Genomic DNA, 19,155 nt, shown 5'->3' on the forward strand with positions numbered 1-19,155 from the left:
TCGCCGAACTTAGGGTCCTCGAGGTCTGAATTCCAATTCAGGTGCATCTGAAAGATAATTTTTTAACGAGGTTTCAGGATTATTGTTCAGGGCTTTAAACCCTGCCTTATCAAGAATTTGGTCTCCCTTTTTAAATTGGGAATTAGTCTCATCAGTTGGCTTATAACCACAGTTATCTAACCAAGCGACCACACCATGTTTGAATAAATTATCAAGTAGTTGACTGGTCTTAGTGCCGTTATCTGAACGAGTTAGAGGCTCGATGGCTAATTGTCCTTGCTCGTTTACACTCACTAAATGTTCCAGTGCAGGCAAATCAGCCTCAGGATCGGAACGGAATATATTATTCAGTACTTCTGAACCCTGTGCTAACGCATCGGATAACTTGTATAAGGCTGGGGCTGCAATCGTTTCATGGATGGATTGATCAATGGCTTTTGCCAAGTGACCATAAATATTCCACAATTTCATCATGGCTGATCGCCAGTCGTTATAGGCGTTAACATCAGCATTAAGCGCTCTTTCAGCTTCGTTTATTACTATATCCATGAGAGTTGACTCTCTACCGGTATGCGGGTCTATCACTTTGGATTCTTTAGCGAGGAGATCCATTTCTTGAGCACGCACATCAGCTCTGGTTCTGTGGCGCTCCATGAGTTCTTGATTTTTTACTTCTTCTTGACGAATTTTGACAAGTTCTTCGCGCATTTTTTCGACTATTTGTTTATCAAGCTTATTTTTATCTTCTGTTGACATTACGGTTCTCCTCTTGCAATAAGGGATGAATAAAATAGATGCCTTTTGTTCTATCATAACACAATACTTCAGGACTGTCATCCCAATCGCTCAAAACATAACGCTGCAAACACTGGTGTTCATGGAAATATTGAGTGAGTCCTGGCTTATGAGTATGCCCATGAATCAACTGACGTACCTGATGATGCGTCATATCCTTGATAACCGACTCACCAACGACATCCATCTTATCCAGAAATTGAGTGTTTTTACTGGAGCTTATAGAGCGGACTTTATTTACAATGCGCTTTCTGAAAGCAAGGGAAAGACTCAAAAAAAGCCAGACAAAAAGGCGATTACGGGTAAATAACCGCAACCTTTGATGCCCCCTATCCCTGGTGCAGTACCCATCGCCATGAACAAGTAATACCCTCTCATTGCCCAATTCGATTACGGTAGGCTCCCGAATAACAGTCCATCCGGCTAATTTGGCAAATTGTTTTCCCAACAGAAAATCTCGATTTCCGCACATAAAATACAGTGCAATACCCTTTTGAGTCAGTTCAAACAATTGACTGGCTATCCCTCTGCTCCAATCGTCAATGGAATCATCTCCAGCCCACGCATGAAAAAAATCGCCAAGAATGTATATTTTCTTTACTGAAACCTGCGCCCACTCAAGAAATTGAGAAAAGCGCTGGTGAATGGACGAATTTTCAGGATGTAAATGCAGATCAGAGATAAATACAGCATCAATCATAGGGGCTCTATCACAATGTGTTGGTTGGATAAGTATATCTGACAAGGCCCATTAACCGGCTCTATGGCATCACTCAGGCGATAAAACCCGGCAATAGATACAAGCTCGGCCTCTAGTGATTGACAAAAGATCCGTGCCTCAACATCACCAGATAAACCTGCCAATGCTCGCCCTCGCAATGCTCCGTAAACGTGGATATTTCCATCGGATAACAACTCAGCTCCATGACTGACTGAGGAGGCAATGATCAGATCAGCGCCTTTGGCTACAACTTGTTGTCCGGAGCGAACAGGAGTGGTTAATAATTTACTTTTAGTCATTCCAGCAGAAAGGGGTTCGGCAGATTGTTCCTTTAGTGATTTATCCTGGGTGGCTGAGGCATTTAAAACGGCCAAACCATTACACTGCGCCAGGGTATCCTGCAAAGGATTGCCGCCCTGAATTGCTACAGGAATCATGCCATAGTCTCGAGCAATTTGCAGCAAAACATTTAGATCAAATTCCAACTGATTGACCAAAGATAGGTCAAAAACAACTGGCGTTTTTTCAAATAATTTTGGTGCTTTAACCACGGTTTCTGCAAATTGATGAGAAAAAATCTCACTGTTGGTATTCGTTACTTGCAAGACGGTTAGGGTATAAAGTCTTCCTTTTAGTTTAAATCCTTGAGTTTTAGTTATATTTTCACTCATGTCCAAGATATCCATAACTGATATTTTTGTTTATACTAACATGTGGGAACCAATAACAGAAGGATATCAAAGTGGATAAACGATGGTTTGAACAATATCAAAATGGCGTGCCACATGAAATCGACCCCAGTCAATATTTATCCCTAATATCTTTATTCAAGGAATCATGTAGCCATAATGCCAATAAAATAGCATACACTAATATGGGCAGCGAGATTACCTATGCGCAACTGGACAAGTTGACTCGTGATTTTGCGGCATATCTGCAACAATTGGGCATGCCCAAGGGATCACGTGTAGCCATCATGATGCCTAACGTGCTTCAATATCCCGTAGCATTGTTCGGGATACTGCGGGCAGGATTTGTCGTGGTCAATACCAATCCGCTTTACACAACGGATGAAGTAACTCAACAAATGAATGATTCAGGAACCGAGGCTATAATTGTGCTTGCAAATTTTGCCAGCACCGTGGAAAAAGCCTTGCCATCAATCAAGTCAATCAAACATGTGATTGTTACCCAGATAGGCGACCTCTTTCCACCAGTGAAACGGTTCATTGTAAATTTTGTAGTAAAACACATTAAAAAACTGGTTCCAACTTATTCAATACCCCATGCAGTTGCATTTAACTATACATTGCTTGAAGGGAAACAAGCCACCCTGCATCATGTTGATTTAACTCATGATGATATTGCATTTTTACAATATACAGGCGGAACAACAGGAGTATCCAAAGGGGCAATACTCACTCATGGAAATATGATAGCTAACGTCATGCAAGCTCATTCCTGGATAGCTCCCCTGGGTATATCAAACGAGGATATCATCGTTACAGCCCTTCCTCTTTATCATATTTTTTCACTTACTGCGAACTGTTTGACCTTCATGATGTTCGGAGCTAAAAACATACTGATTACCAATCCCAGGGATTTAAACCATTTTATTAATGAAATTAAAAACTCAGGGTTTACTGCATTTACCGGTGTCAACACCTTATATAACGCTATTCTCAATCATCCCAGGTTTAATGAAATTGATTTTAGTAAGCTCAAACTGGGATTATCCGGTGGCATGGCGCTCCAAAAAAGCGTTTCGATGCGTTGGGCAGAGATGACTAAATCCCGTGTTTTAGAGGCCTACGGCCTAACAGAAACAAGCCCCGCTGCAACAATGAACCCTATGTATCTTGAAGGTTATAACGGCAGTATCGGTTTGCCTTTGCCCTCAACGGATGTATCCATCCGTGACGATAATGAAAAAGAAGTTCCCATTGGTCAAAGCGGTGAATTGTGCATCAAGGGTCCACAAGTTATGGCGGGATATTGGAAACGACCCGATGAAACTGCTCTGGTGTTTACCAAAGATGGATTTTTAAAAACCGGGGATATTGCCAGGATGGATGAAGAAGGCTACGTCTATCTCGTGGATCGCAAGAAAGACATGATCATCGTCTCTGGTTTTAATGTTTATCCAAATGAAATTGAGCAAGTCATAGGAATGCACCCAGGTGTATTGGAAGTTGGAGTTGTAGGTGTTATTGACGAAGAGTCAGGGGAACGAGTAAAGGCGTGCATTGTGAAACGAGATCCTAAAGTGACAGCAGAACAAATCATCGCCCATTGCAGAGAGCATTTAACCGCTTATAAAGTTCCCAAGATAGTCGAATTTTATGATGAATTGCCTAAAACAAACGTAGGGAAAATATTACGAAGAGCATTAAAAAATTCGGCAACTCATAATGATTTGGCGCAAAATGAGGAGCATGCAGAAACCACATAAACGCCAGTTGTATTGGCTATTGTTGATTAATCGGGATTAGATAAGTCCCGATTAATCCAAGATGTGCCTCTCTCGTCTACGTGAATAGCCCCTTGTGAGGCATCCAGCAGGTACCCAAGTAAAAAAAGCTAAGTCAACATCCTCTAATTTGCATTATTCCAGCCAAAATACTTGGAATAAAGACCAATAAAAGTACCGTCTTCTCCCATTTGTAAAATAATGTCGTTTATCCGTTTAACTAACCCGGCATTTTTATACTGGGTCATAACAGCATACCCCTCGCCTACGGGAATTTTGTTGCCAATTAATTTATAAATACCTGGATTAGTTGCAATCCAATATTTCGCTGCTTCATAATCTAAAACAAAGGCGTCGATTTCTTTATTCTGCAGGCCAACAAAAATATCAACGATGAGCGGATAATATACGATAGTATTATTTCTGGATTCAGCAAGAACTTGACTGCCATATGGTGTGCCTTTTCTTACGCCAATTTTTTTTCCGTAGAGATCATCCGGGTTGTTAATGCTGGCATTCTTGCTGGACGTTATGTATTGCGAATAGCTTTCCAAATAAGGAAGACTGAACAAGTACTGTTCTTGTCGTGGTTTAGTTATAATCATAGAAGCAATAATTAGGTCAACCTCATTCCGGTCAATTGCGCCAAACAACTCATTAAAGGTATAGGCTTTAAATTTACAAGTAGCTTTGAGTCGTTTGCATATAATCGTCATCAAATCAATATCGTAACCAAAATATGAAGCGTCATGACTCGCCCAAGTCTCGAATGGTGGATTAAATTTTGAAGAGCCTATGGTCAAAGTTTGGGTGTGACCGTATGTTGAAAAGATACAGAGTAAAAATAATACGCATGTTTTCATAAGGGTTACCTTTGATATTCTGTATTATTAACAGCATAAGCATGGTCTATTTTTATGGATTTGTACAATTTAAGGAATCCACCGCCAACTGTTTCATAATCCGTGCTGTTGCCCCCCAAATAAATTGATCTTGCGCAATAAATTCACAAGTGGTAAATTTTATTCCATATCGGTACACAATAATGTTACGATAATTGTGAACGGAGCGTACTAAGGGCATTGGAACAGCGATAAGTTCTGCAACTTCAGCGGTATTAATGTTGAATGGTTCTCTCGATTCTATTTGCCCCAACCAAGGATGAATGACAATACCGGATAAAGTTCGCTCTTCGTTTAGCGCCCGGATTAACTGCACTCTTTCTCGGGATATTCCCAACTCTTCTTCAAGCTCTCTTAATGCGGTATCGGCGTAGGATTGATCTTCTTCATCGCATAATCCACCAGGAAAACTGATTTCGCCAGGATGATTTTTTAATCCCTCACTGCGTTTTGTCAGAAGCAAGGAATCGGTAGAACTCTCGTACAAAACAAGTACCGCTGAATGAACACCCTCTTTGGTTAAAAAATTATTTAAGTCCATGAATTATCGCAGCAATTTTGGTATAACATTCACGATATTCATCTTCGCAATCAGAGTCAATAAGAATGCCACCACCTGCTGCTAAATGCAAAATATTATCTTTAGCAGTAATAGTACGAATCGCAATATTAGTATCAAATCGGCCGTGGTTTGAGAAATAGCCTATGCTGCCGCAATATATCCCTCGCGCATAGGGCTCTTGCTCATTGATAATATTCATCGCCTCCAATTTAGGTGCACCCGTGATTGAACCACCAGGAAAACAGGAAAGAAACACATCAAAAGGGTTTATCTCCTCACGGCAGAGCGCTTTAATATCACTCACCAGATGATGTACTGAATTAAAACTTTGTACCTCGCAAAGGGCGCTGACCTCAACCGTACCTGGTTTCGCTATTTTTCCTAAGTCATTACGCATTAAATCGACTATCATGACGTTTTCAGCACGATTTTTTTCACAAGCCATTAATTTATTTTTTAACTGTTCATCAGCAGCGGGATCTGCTGATCGCCTGGAAGTACCTTTTATTGGAGAAGTAAGGACACCTCTCTTTTCATAATACAAAAATCGCTCTGGTGAAAAACTCAAAACGTCATGATTCTTATTTCTGATAAATGCGGAGAAAGGAACTGGATTTTTGTCGGTTATTCTTCTGTATATTTCCCAGGAATTCCCCGTATATCCTGCATGAAAAGGTTGAGTTAAATTAACTTGATAAGCCCTGCCAATACTTAAATCATGATGAATTGCCCAAAAAGCATTTTGGTACTGTTGTTGCGTCATGAGGGGCACAAAATCATTTGCGACAGTATACGAGGAGGCCTCAGACGCAGGTTCATTCCATAATTGGATTATTTTTTTGCAAATTTCTTTGGTTGACGTATGCCGATTAGCCGCAAATAAAGTAACTTTTTTTAAATGATGATCTGTAATAATCGCCCAATCATAAAGCCCCATATCCAATAAAGGCACATCAGAAAGAGAGTGTTGCGGTTTTGGCTGAATATGGTGAAGATGAGCACCAAAGTCATAAGATACATACCCCATGGCACCGCCCTGAAAAGGAAGATCATTGCCCTCAAAAGGCTTGGAGCATAGTTCTCGTAGTTTGGCTAAAGCTCCCTCTTCAGACGTTAAATTTGATTTGATTACAATTCTGTCGTATGGGTAAGCACTTAAAATATCATAGCGTCCCCTCACCTTGTCGGTACTTTCAAGCAAGACAAAACCAGGTAAATCACAAAACTTTTGATACGATTCTTGCAAAAAAAGGGAGTAATTTAGCTCCATTGATACAGATTTAATCAAAATAACTCCTAATAATACGGTTATATTCGAATATATGTTTACATAAAAATAAATAAATTGTACTGTGTCACCTCGTACAACCCTTATTATAAAAGACCTATGTACATTTTTTTTTATTCAATTACTTATGAAAACAAACCTATCTTATGGTCCTACTCTGAGGGTTCAGCAACGGCTCAATGCTGCTACAAATTAGCCGGAGAAAAAGATCTTGTCGAGCACCAACTTATCAACAATTGTCTGACTGGAATCCCTGGCATAGAAATTAGAAACGGGATAGCAACAATTCCTGATTTTGATAACTTCAAAACGAAATATCCCTTTAACTTTGTTTTACCCCTTGATATTCATAGGGCAACTCCAGCAAGCCCCAGTTCCATCAGAAGCTCTACTTTTTTTGCACCGAGGTCAGAGCACCCTATCCCAATACCCTCATCAACCAGATCAAATATACCCTCATCGCCTCGAGCACGTTCACCAAGAGTTCGATTTGCCCTGACATTCATGTCACTTATGGAACCCTACCAAGGCGAGACCTTAATTTACGATCCCGCCGCAGACCCTAATATTATTGCTAATAATGAAAATAATCTCGAAAAACTTTTGAGGCTCAAAGTTCATTCTCTGGCATCGATTAATCTGACCCTGCAAGTAATTAATAACATTAATCTTTACATCATTCGTCAGCAACAGATTAATGCGCTCAAATGCCTTTTCGACCAGGAGCTTATCCCAGCAATTAACGAATTTCAAAAAGATGGAAAAATTCCAGGCGATGTTTTGGAGTATTTTGCTCTGGCGGTACGTGACATTATGGTTAACAGCAAACTAAACAATAAAGATACCCTCTTTGAACTAAATTTTAAAGAGAATAATGAACCCATTCCTGTTGAGTTCAATTATGAAATTCGCGCAGTTTATGCAAAAAAAATGATATCCTCTTTATCTTACCTGGTTAACGAACGAATTGAACCCGACACCCAGGATTTGGAATTGCGCCGATGGCTGATAAATTTTAAACGGCATTTGCATCTGAATGACGAATCAATAAGAAAATATTCACTACGCACTAAAGATTTAGCGTTTATCAGGAAAACCATTTCCTCGCTTGAGCAATCAATTGTCTGCTCGGGTTTAATCGATCATGATTACAGACTAATCAAAACGGATGATCTGATTGAAAACGGTCAATTGGACTTTGCACTATTGGTTGCTGCAATTGGGGCCATGCACGAAGGGGAAACTACGCTTAGATACGCACTTGAACGCCTGGATAAGGAGTCTTACCAGATCCCTGAAAGAATCGGAATATCCATCCCTGAACCGCTGACGTCTCTATCCTGCATTATCAAAACCTGGTTCCAAACTATACTGTCCCAAACAACAAAAGACAAACTTAAAGAACAAGGCCTGATTAACCTGGTTAAAAAAATACTTAATGTGGTGATACCCTTGTTCTCTTCGGCAACAAAAGGAGACTCTCGTTGTGTTGAAGCACGGTTTATATCGCACACCATCCATACTAGTGATACTGACGTATACGTTACTCGTATTTGGAAAGAAGCATTAAATGAATGTTTTTTGCGTGAAACACCCCACCTGAATCAAAAAGTAAAAGAAAAAGTGAAACCAGAAAAACTCCAGCATTTACTGTTTAAAATAACTCAGGATGTATTGAACGAACAATTAAAATTACTGCTGACAGCGGAACATGACATCCAAAGTCAGGCTTCATGCTCCTCATCCTCTTCGGTGTAATTAAAACTATCAATGCGTCCTGATCTGCTGACAAGGAATGTCCTTAGCCAGAGGTAAAATTGGTGTATTCGCCATATTAATCAGACCGCTGTTATGTCATTGATGTTTTTATTCATGCACTAAGAATTTCACTCTAATTCACTGGTTTTCAAGTCAATTTGTGAGTATTCTATTGCAACGCGTTGTTGACAAGGAGCCAAGTAATGACAACAGTTGCTCAATTTGATATTACATTTACACAGTTTTTAAACGAGCAAGGCGAGTTAGTAGATAAACTACCCTCCTTTGCACAGGACAAATCTGCTTTAAAAGAACTCTACCGAACTATGGTTCTTGCTCGTACTTTTGATAAAAAAGCAATTGCGTTGCAAAGAACAGGGAAAATGGGTACATATGCGCCCATAAACGGACAGGAAGCCATCTCCACGGCAATAGGACATGCCATGAAACCCGATGATGTGTTCGTTCCTTATTACCGAGATTATGCCGCCCAAATTCAACGTGGTGTAAAAATGTCTGAAATCCTGGCCTTCTGGGGTGGTGATGAGCGAGGAAGCCATTTTTCAGGGAATGCCGAAGATCTTCCCATTTGTGTACCTATTGCTTCGCAGTGTCTGCATGCGGCAGGAATTGCATTTGCGTTCCAATACAGAGGGCAAAATCGTGTTGCCGTTGTCTGTATTGGTGAGGGAGGAACATCGGAGGGTGACTTTTATGAAGCGATTAATGTTGCTGGCACCTGGAAGTTGCCTATCGTTTTTGTGGTCAACAATAATCAATGGGCTATATCTGTCCCTCGCGATAAACAAACAGGTACCCAAACCATTGCACAAAAGGCAATAGCTGCAGGATTCCAGGGAATACAAATCGATGGCAATGACGTGCTTGCAACCCGCCAAATGATTGGAGAAGCGATAGAAAAAGCACGTCGAGGCGAAGGGCCGACCTTAATAGAAGCGATAACGTACCGTTTATGTGATCACACAACTGCCGATGATGCAACTCGCTATCAACCCTCTGCAGAAGTAGATCTTGCAAAACCCAAAGAACCTATAGCTCGATTCAAACAGTTTCTTCTGGAACAAAAACTGTGGTCTTCTGCTGAAGAAGAACAATTAGTTATGGAGTGCTCAGAAAAAGTAGAACAGGCAGTTGATGAATATCTTAATACCACGCCTCAACCGATTAGCAGTATTTTTGATTATCATTACGAACAATTACCTGAGTATCTCGTGGAACAACGTGCAATAGCTATGGAGGAAGCGGGTCATGCCTGATATTACCTTAATTGAAGCAGTAACTCAGGCTTTAGCTTATGAGTTAGCGCATGATGAAGATGTTGTAGTCTTCGGTGAAGACGTAGGCAAAAATGGTGGTGTGTTTCGTGCAACAGTTGGATTACAGGAGCGTTTTGGAGAAAAAAGAGTTTTTGATACTCCCCTGGCAGAATCCATGATAGCCGGTTTGGCCATAGGAATGTCACTGCAGGGATTAAAACCAGTCGCAGAATTTCAATTTATGGGATTTATTTATCCAGCGATGAATCAGATTATTTCTCACGCAGCCCGTATGCGCAATAGAACCCGCGGACGTTTGCATTGTCCTCTGGTATACCGAGCACCCTTTGGCGGAGGCATCAGAGCACCAGAGCACCACTCTGAAAGTACTGAAGCTTTGTTTGCTCACATTCCTGGCTTACAAGTCGTTATTCCCTCATCTCCCAAGCGAGCTTATGGTTTATTATTAGCTGCAATGCGTAATCCTGATCCGGTTATTTTTCTGGAGCCAAAGCGTATTTATCGTTTGGTGAAACAACCCGTTGAAGACGATGGACAGGCATTACCTATTGGTAAGTGCTTTACTCTTCAGCAAGGCGATGATCTTACTCTGATAAGTTGGGGAGCCAGCATGCATGAAACACTACAAGCAGCCAAACAACTCGGTGAAGAAGGAATTTCCTGCGATGTCATTGATGTAGCGACAATCAAGCCTCTTGATATTGAAACCATCATTTCTTCAGTTGAGAAAACAGGGCGTTGTGTTATTGTCCATGAAGGCGCTAAAACATGTGGCGTTGGAGCTGAAATATCCGCTCAAATTATGGAGCATTGCATGGCCGATCTCCTGGCCCCAGTGCAGCGAGTTACCGGATATGATACGGTAATGCCCTACTTCCAGCTGGAAAAACAATACATACCCAGTGTTACACGCATAAAAAACAGTGTTATGAGCATAATGGAGTGATAATGAATATATTTAATCTACCTGATTTGGGTGAAGGATTACCTGATGCTGAAATTCATGAATGGTTTGTTAAAGAGGGGGATACAGTTCAGGCAGATCAACCTCTGGTTTCTATGGAAACAGCCAAAGCTGTTGTTGATGTTCCCTGCCCACAAAGCGGAACTATTGCCAAGTTGTTTGGCAAACCAGGAGATGTGATTAAAACGGGTGAGCCGCTGGTTTCCTTCGTTTCTGCAACAGCCAAATCGGCAGATAAGGGAACAGTCGTTGGAAATCTTGAAGAAAGCACAGAGATCAGTGAAGATAACTTTGTTATTGGCAGCCAAAACACCGATCGTTCCCGAGTAAAGACAACTCCAGCCGTTCGCATGTTAGCTAAAAAACTGGGTGTTGATCTAAGTACTTTGAAAGGAACTGGAGAGCACGGATTCATTACTCGACTCGACGTTCAGAATCAGGCTGATAAAAATTCCCAGCCCCCTGTTGGATTTGAACCCCTAAGAGGCGTGAGAAGAGCGATGCTCAACAGTATGGTTCAATCGCACGCCGAAGTAGTCCCGGTTAGTATTTTTGATGAGGCGGATATAAACAACTGGGTTACAGGAACTGATATTACCGTTCGCCTGATTAAAGCAATCATCCACGCATCTCAAAAAGAACCCGCATTAAATGCCTGGTTTGACACCCGACACGGTGCACGTCAATGCTTTGAAGAAGTTCATCTTGGACTGGCTATGGACAATGACGAAGGTTTATTTGTCCCTGTTATTCATAATGCAGCAAAACATTCGGATACTGAATTAAGAAAGATTATCAATGAGCTAAAAGAATCTGTTCAAAAACGAGCGGTAAGTTCAGACAAGCTAAAAGGAGCAACCATTACGTTGTCTAATTTTGGTAAATTTGCCGGTCGTTTTGCCAGCCCTATTATAGTTCCGCCTATGGTATCCATTCTCGCTGTTGGACGACTTTATCAGTCCGCCGTTGTCACACAGGATGGTACAATCGCAGCACATAGGATGTTACCACTCTCATTAAGCTTTGATCACAGAGCAGTAACTGGAGGCGAGGCAACTCGATTCCTGGGAGCGGTTATAGAATCATTGCAAGAAGCCTAATCGGACTGTCCTGGCTATTAAGACAAATCGCTTATGCCTGCGCACGCAGGCATAAACCAGTTCCTAAAGACGTTCTCTTGACGCCCGGTTTTTCGCTAAATGCCCTTTTATAAAATGGGGCTTCATTTTAAAAATCAACCAGGGTCTGTTGACAATTCACCGCTACCTTAGTGTCGTGGCTTATCCACGGCATCCAGTAGCTCTCAATCATAGGCAAATTTCTTCATATAGATCACACCATTCGGAATTAAGTTTTTCAATGAGATTTAATTTCCACTGTCTTGGCCAATTTTTGAAACGCTTTCACGGCGAGCTGTTTCAATATACAACTCATTCATTTCATAATAAACCAGCATGTGTAGGTTATATTGGGCTATGAAGCCGGGTATGAATTAATTTTTGTGCTCACAAGTACGCTTATTAAGGTCTGTCGTAACTCCTACATAAAGAGTGCTGTTAGTCAGAACCGTTATATTATGAGTTTGCTCCTCTTAATCAATCTTTTAGAAAGTTCATATTTTAATTTGACCATCTACTGGATGCCGTGGACAAGCCACGGCACGTTGGCGTTACTAAAAATAATGGTTCTATCCATTGCAAGACCCGGCAGGGTCCATATATGTCAACAGACCCTAAATTGACCCGAAATTTCCTACCTTAACCTACGGTAAATACCTTTGCTCCTTCACCTAAAATACAAGTCGCTTCAACGGCTTTCATTTTTTCAGTGTTGGTAACCGGATCGAGGAAGCGATTAATAACCTTTAGCACATCATTGCTGTGCAACATATAAACATAAGCCTGGTTCACCGGCCCCAAGCCTGGCATTTGATGAATTTCATGAGTATAAGCCATTCCTCGTGACGCCAGTACTCCTTTTTTGCTTATGATTACGTTATCTGGAGTGTAGCTTGAAGAGAACTCAGCAGGAATTTCGGGTACAGAAGTTTTACAAAGATCCCAATCAACTACATAACGTATACCCAAGCCATTATGGACGGCAGCCACAATAGAATCGTAATTTTTGAGTTGTTCTGCCTGTGCCGTGCTAAAAAAAGCAAAAAGACTTGATAAAAGCAATTTTTTCATTGATAACCTCCATTGTTGTTTTAAAAATCCTCTTCAGTCCTTCACCAGTCACCATGACCGCTTTAATCAGCAAAACGATAATAAAACTCAATCCTTGAACCGATGTTAGAAGAATCTGCGCTCATATTAACACAGATTATTAATAAACCAGAACGTCATCCACGAGTGGGAGGTCATTATCAGGCGAAGACCAATTACTTTTGCCGATTACTCGTGGTGGGTGAGAACGTCAGAACTTTAGGGATATCAGGAGCTACTATAGTGGTTTTTAACGGCTTATTGAGAGCCAAATCCCGAAGCAACTTATGCCGTGGGATTGCTCTTTTGGGCTAAGAAATCATGCTGGTCGGAGCTTGTGAAACATCTTCAGGTTTTTGAATCGGGCTCTGAAGTCGCTGCATAAGCGCAATCAAGTCTTTTGTTCTCACTTCACATAAGGCGGTTATCGACGCCAAATCGTCTTGTTGAGGAGGCCCGTCCAACGATATCGCATCCTCTGCGCATACCGTCAAGCAAACCCCATCCATCACGGGCGCCATTCTCGCAAAATAAGAACCTAAACCAAGTAAGCCACCGTCCCAATTCACCGAAGTAGATGAGGGCCAATTATAAAGCCCTAAAGAACGTAAGAAGACCTGCTCGTTAAAACTTGGCACAGGTTTAAATGAGCGGTTAGGATTACAATATTCGTGCCGAACGTGCGCCGGCAAATCCCGCTGCGCCATGCCCACGACTTTACACAAGTGCTCTTCCCTCTGCGACTCATCCCAGACATTAAAATTATTAACATAGGTTTGAAGCGCAGTAATGAGTGGCTGAAAATTAAAGTGCTCTTTTTGCGCTTTGGCTTGCTCTAACAAACCCTTCCTAATCTCTACCCCTTGTTCGTTTTGAGGAAGACAATCCAACATCATGGTGTACATGTGTGTATCCATTGCCCATACGGCATATTGAAAAGCGGTGCCCTCCCAAAGATTACCGGCAATATCATTAGCGCTTCCCCTTTCCAAAAGTAGTTCAGGAAACTGATCCAAAATGGCTTTTGCTTCATCCTGACGACCATGTGCCACATACTCAATCAGGGTATTGGTTAAAAATTTCTTTAATGGGCGTAATGTGGCTACATCATGCTTGTTAAAAAAACCCTTGTTCTTTAAAAGTACGCTAAATACCTTCTCTTGAAGTGTCTTGCTAACATCAATTAAACTTTTTACAGTCGTTTCTGTTGCAGCCATGATTTGGTTCCGGAAATTTCTGGTCATTTATTATACGACTGATGGCGGGGCAGGGCAAATTATTTAATATTTTTAATCAGTAAGACGAAAATACATAAAGTGAGTTTCTTGCAACGCATGACATAACCCAATTCTGCTTGAAATAAATAGAGCACTGTAAATTTTTTTTCTCAAAATGATGTTCAGAAAGTCAATTAACATTTAAGCGAACGATGAGAGAATAAGTTTAACCTAAAGCTCACATCGAAAATCCCTAGCATGGAGATTTGTAATTAATCAACTATAACAGTTCCCTGTGCACCATTTTGGTAATCGTTTGCAGCAATCATGAGGCGGAGTTGTTTTTGCATATCCAAATCACAGCTTCCTGATTCTCCTGGAGCAATAGTGGAATAGTGATTATCACAGATCATTGTGATGCGATCAGAATGTAAGCGTTTATTATTGAATATAAATTCATCTTTAACACTAATTACAAAATGTGCTGTATGAGGAAATTTGTTTTGAAAATCTATCCAATTATCCTGATATGTAAGAGCCCATTCAATAAATGTAGCGTTAGACACTGCTAAAGATTGTGAAAGAGCTGTATTTGCAAAAATAGCCGATGCAATACAAATTGAAATATTTATATTTTTCATGAAGCTGTCCTTATATCAGGAAAAGTCGGGATAGATGTATTAGCGAACGATAACAAAATCAACCCTTGCTCTGAATCTGATCTATACCCACGGGGTAAACAGGATTTAGAGTTGCAATATTATTGAGTACATTAGCCAAACGACATCCTGCAAAAAATAATTGTTTTTGCGTGATAGTTTGTGCTTCCATCTGATAACGCTTATCAGGAACTTGGTATTGTTTTAAGGTGTAAACTCGGGTTAATGCCAGCTGATGTGATGATTTGATCCACTCTTGAGGTTTAATCACTTTATCTGCCTCCGAGCAGGACCATCTTTTTTCTAATTGCCTTGCTTTATTTCTTAATTTGGCTGGAGTATTTTTTCCAATAAGAATCCCTGCACCATTATCCCAATACTTGTGTAAATTATCGCCTATTGGATTGTGTGCTAATAGAAACAAGTTACCGCCCAGATCGCCTTTTGGTTGTTTTTTGGTAACTCGGGTGATGGTATGCAAAGGCTGATGCACATCACCAACCAAATGAGTAAGAATACGTAAGCTCAAACCTTTATCAACCAAACTCGACTTTTCTGAAGACAAGACGGTGATGGCTTGTTTGATTCCCCATAAAGCATTAATTTCTTGTTTAGGTGGGAGCATAGTCCCATCCGGAGAAAAAGGAATATCCTTGTAATGCAGGGAATCAAACCAATGTATGTCTTTTGTTCTAATCGTATCTAACCAGGATGCCGCCTGGATAAAATTAGCGGTTGATGAAATCTGATTGTACGCTTTATTATACAAAGCACACATTTTTTTTGCTTCGGGAGTTAAATGATCATAAGCAACTTGTGCGACTAACTGATGCCCTGTTGCGTTCCACGAAAAACCTGGAACACAACAAAAGGTAAAAAGAAATGCAGTAACAAATCGTTTCATCATTAACTTAAATATGGAGACCATGCCGGTTCTTGCACATCCCCTTCACGAGCAGGAAGTTTCATCCGGATTCTACCGTCTATAGAAACAATACCCAAAACACCTTTATCCTGAATTCGAGTAGCATACAGAACCAGGCGACTGTTTGGAGACACTGAGGGAGACTCATCCAGACCAGAAAAGGTCAAGCTGGCAATAGGACCGCCAGAGGCGCTCTGCAAACCAATATTAAAGTTACGATCTTCACGATGTAACATCACTATATTTTTCATATCAGGTGTATAGGACGCTCGTGCATTATAGTTTCCTTCAAAGGTTACCCGCCCCACTTGTCCATCAGCTAAAGACAAACGATAAACCTGCGGAGAGCCGCCCCTGCCAGAAGTAAACAACAAACTGCGTCCATCTGGAGAAAATCGGGGTTCCGTATCAATGGAATCACCAAAGGTCAGTTGCTTCATGGTTCCAGAACTTAAATCGATATTATAAATTTTAGGTGTTCCAGATTTTGACAATACAACAGCGAGCTGACGCCCATCCGGAGACCAGGCAGGTGCCCCATTAATTCCGGGAAAACTGGTAATCAGGCGACGCTGGCCGGATTCAACAGAAACCGTGTAAATTTGCGCACGTTTCTTTTCAAATGAAACATAAGAAATGGATCGGCCATCAGGAGACCACGAGGGCGACATGATAGGCTCTGACGAGACCAGAAGACTTTGTGGATTATGTCCATCTGCATCAGCAACTTCAAGTGAATAACGGTTTCTTTGTCCGCCTCTTTGAACAGAAATATAAGCAATGCGAGTAGAAAAGATTCCTCTTTCACCAGTGAGTTTCTGATACACTTCGTCGCTGATATGATGCGCCAAGGGTCTTATTTCGTTCGCACCTATTTTATAGGATTTGGTAAGTAAGACCGCCCCATTAGCTACAGCATCAGCAAGAGTAAAGCTCACTTCATAACGATTCCCTACTTTACTGACCCGGCCAGTTACAACACTGTCAGCACCCAACTGACGCAATACCCCAACAGAAGATTGCGAATTGGCGCCCTGAGGTCCTGAAACAATTTTAAATTGTCCTGAAAGATTCAAATCGTTTTCAATCACATGGGAAATTTCTGCAGCTGCCTCATCTGATCCAAAAGAATTAATTGCAATGGGCAAGGCGGAATTAATGCCTTGGGTAAGTTCTAAATCCAGTGCAAAAATCTGACTGGTACATAACATCAAAAAAAGTGTAATCAAACGATTAATCACGAGCATTACCCCCTAACTTGTTCAGGTCGAACGGTTAAACTGATTTCACGAAACATACTAAATGTTTCAGGATCTGTTGGTACAGGTAGTGGCGATGCTTTACGGATCGCTGTTTGTGCTGACCTGTCAAGCAGCGGATCCCCACTACCACGTGTTAAAGTAACATCTAATACGGTACCATCAGGTGCAAGACGAATTTTAAATTGACTTGAGAGGCGACTGTCTGCATGCTCAGGTAAAATCCAGTTTCGTCCTATGGCATTCACAATAAGCGCCTTATATTTATCAACCTCACCAGCAATTCTCGCTTGATTTTCCGCATTTTGTGCAGCTTGCTGCGCAGCAGCTGCCTCAGCTTGTTTTTTTCGTTCCAGATCTGCTTTTGCCTGAGCCGCACGCACCTGATCCGCACGAAGTTTCTCAGCTTTAGCCTGTTCTGATTTTAACTGCTCTGCTTTGGTTTTTTCTTCTAATTTTTTCTTATTTAATTCAGCGAGTTTTTTAGCTTCTAAAGCCTGTTGTTTCACTAGGGCTTCTTTTTGTTTTTTTAGCTCCTCTATGCGCTTGGCTTCAAGTGCTTTTTGCTCGGCAAGTTCTTTGAGTCGTTTTTTCTCTTCTTCTGCTTGCTTTTTACGTTCTATGGCAATCTTGTTAGCCTCTTCTCTAAGCTTGGCAAGCTGTTGTTGTTCTTTGATGCGTTGCTGTTTTGCAGCTTCAGCCTGACGCCTAAGTTCGTTTTGATGTTGTATTTCGGCTCTTTGCTTTTGTTCACGTTCCTGTTTTAAACGATTAACCGCTTCCATTATTTCCTTATTGTCTACACTAACCGCCTTAACCGGCTCCTGTTGGGCAACATTAGCAACAGGCAACTGCATGCCGGGAGTTGTTTTCTTTTCTGCGGTGATTACTGGCCTATCGGATGATGTATCGGTTAACAACAAAATAACCAGACAAAGATGCAATGCAATAGCCCAAGTAAAGGCTTTGCGATAAGTATCGGTATTGATCATGCGTGACCCTCTGAAGATTCATCTGAAGAATCAGTCAACAAACCTACTTGTTCCGCACCCGCTTGCTTTAACAATGCCATGGCCTGAACCACTTTACCGTAAACAACGCCTTGATCTCCCTTTACCAATACGTTAAGTTTTTGCCCTGACTGTTTTGCAAGCTCTAATTCTGCGGCAACTCGAACCACTAAAGCTTGAGCTTCAATGGGATCGGCAGGTGTACTGCTGATGTTGAGAAAATAGGTACCTTGTTGATTTACCGATACAATAATGGGCTCTCTATCCGTTGGTTGCAGATTTTGACTGGCTGCCTTGGGTAAATCAACAGTCACCCCTTGAGTTAACATGGGTGCGGTGATCATAAAAATAACGAGTAAAACCAACATAACGTCAATGTAAGGCACAACATTGATTTCTGAAATGGGACGGTCACGTTTGGTTTTTGCTTTAATCATTTGAGTATTATCCTCTTGAGGTACCCGATGTTTGTTGCTCAATTAGAGAAATCAACTCTTCCTGAAATAAATCAAATCTATTGAGCAGCGTATTGGCATGAGTCGTATAGCGGTTGTAAGCAATTACTGCAGGAATAGCGGTAAACAATCCAAGTGCAGTTGCAACCAGTGCTTCAGAAATACCGGGCGCTACCATGGCAATTGTTGCCTGCTGTGCGTGCCCCAAAGCCTGAAACGATGTCATTATTCCCCATACGGTTCCAAACAGTCCTATATAAGGAGATATGGATCCAACAGAGGCAAAAAAAGGTAAATGCTGCTCCAGTTTGGCTGCTTCCTTGGCATGACTGATTTGCATTACCCTTTGTATGGGTTCAATACAAACAGTTCCTTGCTTTCTGGCTCGGACAAACTCTTTGAATCCTGCATGAAATATAGCTGCCATACCCTGATTTTCCTCAGCACGGCTGTCTACATCGGCGTACAGTTTGCTCAAATCACTACTGTCCCAAAATCTTCTGCTGAATGAATCAGTCAATTGTTTTTTGCGCTTAAAAAACCACGCTCTTTGAAAAATTAAAGTCCATGAAACTATTGATCCGGTTAGCAAGATGAGCATAACTGATTTAACAACTAAACCCGCTTGCATAAAATACATCAATACATTTGCCTGATTACCCACT

General features: G+C 41.2%; 21 protein-coding genes and 1 pseudogene. 6 read left to right on the forward strand and 16 right to left on the reverse strand.

Annotation, left to right across the window (positions count from 1 at the left end; genetic code table 11):
• Positions 1 to 9 precede the first annotated feature (9 nt).
• Genes Lwor_RS03490 through minC form a run of 3 tightly spaced genes read right to left on the reverse strand, consistent with a single transcriptional unit; the run spans position 10 to position 2,187 of the window.
• Positions 10 to 756: a hypothetical protein gene (locus Lwor_RS03490; protein ID WP_058492521.1), complete on the reverse strand. Its 747-nt coding sequence runs from the start codon at positions 754 to 756 to the stop codon at positions 10 to 12.
• Complete coding sequence (locus Lwor_RS03495; RefSeq protein ID WP_058492522.1) at positions 740 to 1,495, reverse strand: UDP-2,3-diacylglucosamine diphosphatase; 756 nt, start codon at positions 1,493 to 1,495, stop codon at positions 740 to 742. Before Lwor_RS03495 ends, Lwor_RS03490 begins: the two co-directional genes overlap by 17 nt.
• Positions 1,492 to 2,187 carry a septum site-determining protein MinC gene (minC, locus tag Lwor_RS03500; RefSeq protein WP_058492523.1) on the reverse strand — a complete coding sequence of 232 codons (696 nt, stop codon included), beginning with the start codon at positions 2,185 to 2,187 and terminating at the stop codon, positions 1,492 to 1,494. Before minC ends, Lwor_RS03495 begins: the two co-directional genes overlap by 4 nt.
• Positions 2,188 to 2,258: 71 nt before the next feature.
• Between minC and Lwor_RS03505 the strand changes: the two genes are divergently transcribed.
• Entirely contained in the window at positions 2,259 to 3,968 is a 1,710-nt protein-coding gene (locus tag Lwor_RS03505; RefSeq protein WP_058492524.1) for an AMP-binding protein, read from the forward strand.
• A gap of 143 nt (positions 3,969 to 4,111) precedes the next feature.
• On the opposite strand, the gene Lwor_RS03510 is transcribed toward Lwor_RS03505, so the two are convergent.
• From Lwor_RS03510 to Lwor_RS13695, 4 genes are all read right to left on the reverse strand, one after another.
• Positions 4,112 to 4,849 (reverse strand): transporter substrate-binding domain-containing protein, encoded by a 738-nt coding sequence (locus tag Lwor_RS03510; RefSeq protein WP_058492525.1) that lies wholly within the window; start codon positions 4,847 to 4,849, stop codon positions 4,112 to 4,114.
• A gap of 52 nt (positions 4,850 to 4,901) precedes the next feature.
• Entirely contained in the window at positions 4,902 to 5,429 is a 528-nt protein-coding gene (locus Lwor_RS03515) for an NUDIX hydrolase (RefSeq protein ID WP_058492526.1), read from the reverse strand.
• The gene (gene pabB, locus Lwor_RS03520) at positions 5,416 to 6,738 is read right to left on the reverse strand and encodes an aminodeoxychorismate synthase component I (protein WP_172458819.1); all 1,323 of its coding nucleotides are present in this window, start codon (positions 6,736 to 6,738) and stop codon (positions 5,416 to 5,418) included. The genes Lwor_RS03515 and pabB overlap by 14 nt, the downstream gene beginning before the upstream one ends.
• 347 nt (positions 6,739 to 7,085) lie before the next feature.
• Positions 7,086 to 7,244 carry a hypothetical protein gene (locus Lwor_RS13695; protein ID WP_157063123.1) on the reverse strand — a complete coding sequence of 53 codons (159 nt, stop codon included), beginning with the start codon at positions 7,242 to 7,244 and terminating at the stop codon, positions 7,086 to 7,088.
• A 7-nt stretch (positions 7,245 to 7,251) separates the two neighbouring features.
• Here Lwor_RS13695 and Lwor_RS03525 point away from each other — a divergent pair, with 7 nt between their 5' ends.
• The 4 genes from Lwor_RS03525 to Lwor_RS03540 all read left to right on the forward strand — a co-directional run bounded on the left by Lwor_RS03525 (position 7,252) and on the right by Lwor_RS03540 (position 11,858).
• Positions 7,252 to 8,496 (forward strand): hypothetical protein, encoded by a 1,245-nt coding sequence (locus Lwor_RS03525; RefSeq protein WP_147279839.1) that lies wholly within the window; start codon positions 7,252 to 7,254, stop codon positions 8,494 to 8,496.
• A gap of 203 nt (positions 8,497 to 8,699) precedes the next feature.
• On the forward strand, positions 8,700 to 9,773 hold the full coding sequence (gene pdhA / locus Lwor_RS03530; RefSeq protein WP_058492529.1) for a pyruvate dehydrogenase (acetyl-transferring) E1 component subunit alpha: 1,074 nt from the start codon (positions 8,700 to 8,702) through the stop codon (positions 9,771 to 9,773).
• Positions 9,766 to 10,740, forward strand: coding sequence for an alpha-ketoacid dehydrogenase subunit beta (locus Lwor_RS03535; RefSeq protein ID WP_058492530.1), 975 nt, complete (start codon positions 9,766 to 9,768; stop codon positions 10,738 to 10,740). Before pdhA ends, Lwor_RS03535 begins: the two co-directional genes overlap by 8 nt.
• 2 nt (positions 10,741 to 10,742) lie before the next feature.
• Positions 10,743 to 11,858, forward strand: a complete 1,116-nt coding sequence (locus Lwor_RS03540) for a dihydrolipoamide acetyltransferase family protein (protein ID WP_058492531.1) — start codon at positions 10,743 to 10,745, stop codon at positions 11,856 to 11,858.
• Between the two features lie 207 nt (positions 11,859 to 12,065).
• Here the strand turns inward: Lwor_RS03540 and Lwor_RS14055 are convergent.
• Both Lwor_RS14055 and Lwor_RS03545 read right to left on the reverse strand, forming a co-directional pair.
• A pseudogene (locus Lwor_RS14055) lies at positions 12,066 to 12,331 on the reverse strand (GIY-YIG nuclease family protein).
• A 184-nt stretch (positions 12,332 to 12,515) separates the two neighbouring features.
• Complete coding sequence (locus tag Lwor_RS03545; RefSeq protein WP_058492532.1) at positions 12,516 to 12,947, reverse strand: hypothetical protein; 432 nt, start codon at positions 12,945 to 12,947, stop codon at positions 12,516 to 12,518.
• Between the two features lie 102 nt (positions 12,948 to 13,049).
• Here Lwor_RS03545 and Lwor_RS03550 point away from each other — a divergent pair, with 102 nt between their 5' ends.
• Positions 13,050 to 13,280, forward strand: coding sequence for a hypothetical protein (locus tag Lwor_RS03550; protein ID WP_058492533.1), 231 nt, complete (start codon positions 13,050 to 13,052; stop codon positions 13,278 to 13,280).
• Here the strand turns inward: Lwor_RS03550 and Lwor_RS03555 are convergent.
• The 7 genes from Lwor_RS03555 to tolQ all read right to left on the reverse strand — a co-directional run bounded on the left by Lwor_RS03555 (position 13,277) and on the right by tolQ (position 19,154).
• On the reverse strand, positions 13,277 to 14,182 hold the full coding sequence (locus tag Lwor_RS03555; RefSeq protein ID WP_058492534.1) for a hypothetical protein: 906 nt from the start codon (positions 14,180 to 14,182) through the stop codon (positions 13,277 to 13,279). The genes Lwor_RS03550 and Lwor_RS03555 overlap by 4 nt on opposite strands.
• Before the next feature lie 272 nt (positions 14,183 to 14,454).
• Positions 14,455 to 14,823 (reverse strand): hypothetical protein, encoded by a 369-nt coding sequence (locus Lwor_RS03560; protein WP_058492535.1) that lies wholly within the window; start codon positions 14,821 to 14,823, stop codon positions 14,455 to 14,457.
• Between the two features lie 58 nt (positions 14,824 to 14,881).
• Positions 14,882 to 15,769 carry a S1/P1 nuclease gene (locus tag Lwor_RS03565; protein WP_115090879.1) on the reverse strand — a complete coding sequence of 296 codons (888 nt, stop codon included), beginning with the start codon at positions 15,767 to 15,769 and terminating at the stop codon, positions 14,882 to 14,884.
• Entirely contained in the window at positions 15,748 to 17,007 is a 1,260-nt protein-coding gene (tolB, locus tag Lwor_RS03570) for a Tol-Pal system beta propeller repeat protein TolB (protein WP_058492575.1), read from the reverse strand. The genes Lwor_RS03565 and tolB overlap by 22 nt, the downstream gene beginning before the upstream one ends.
• 5 nt (positions 17,008 to 17,012) lie before the next feature.
• Positions 17,013 to 18,017, reverse strand: a complete 1,005-nt coding sequence (gene tolA, locus Lwor_RS03575) for a cell envelope integrity protein TolA (RefSeq protein WP_058492536.1) — start codon at positions 18,015 to 18,017, stop codon at positions 17,013 to 17,015.
• Positions 18,014 to 18,472: a protein TolR gene (tolR, locus tag Lwor_RS03580; RefSeq protein ID WP_058492537.1), complete on the reverse strand. Its 459-nt coding sequence runs from the start codon at positions 18,470 to 18,472 to the stop codon at positions 18,014 to 18,016. The genes tolA and tolR overlap by 4 nt, the downstream gene beginning before the upstream one ends.
• A 7-nt stretch (positions 18,473 to 18,479) precedes the next feature.
• Positions 18,480 to 19,154: a protein TolQ gene (gene tolQ, locus Lwor_RS03585; RefSeq protein ID WP_058492538.1), complete on the reverse strand. Its 675-nt coding sequence runs from the start codon at positions 19,152 to 19,154 to the stop codon at positions 18,480 to 18,482.
• Between the last annotated feature and the right edge of the window lies 1 nt (position 19,155).

It is taken from the genome of Legionella worsleiensis (assembly GCF_001467535.1).
Taxonomy (GTDB): domain Bacteria; phylum Pseudomonadota; class Gammaproteobacteria; order Legionellales; family Legionellaceae; genus Legionella; species Legionella worsleiensis.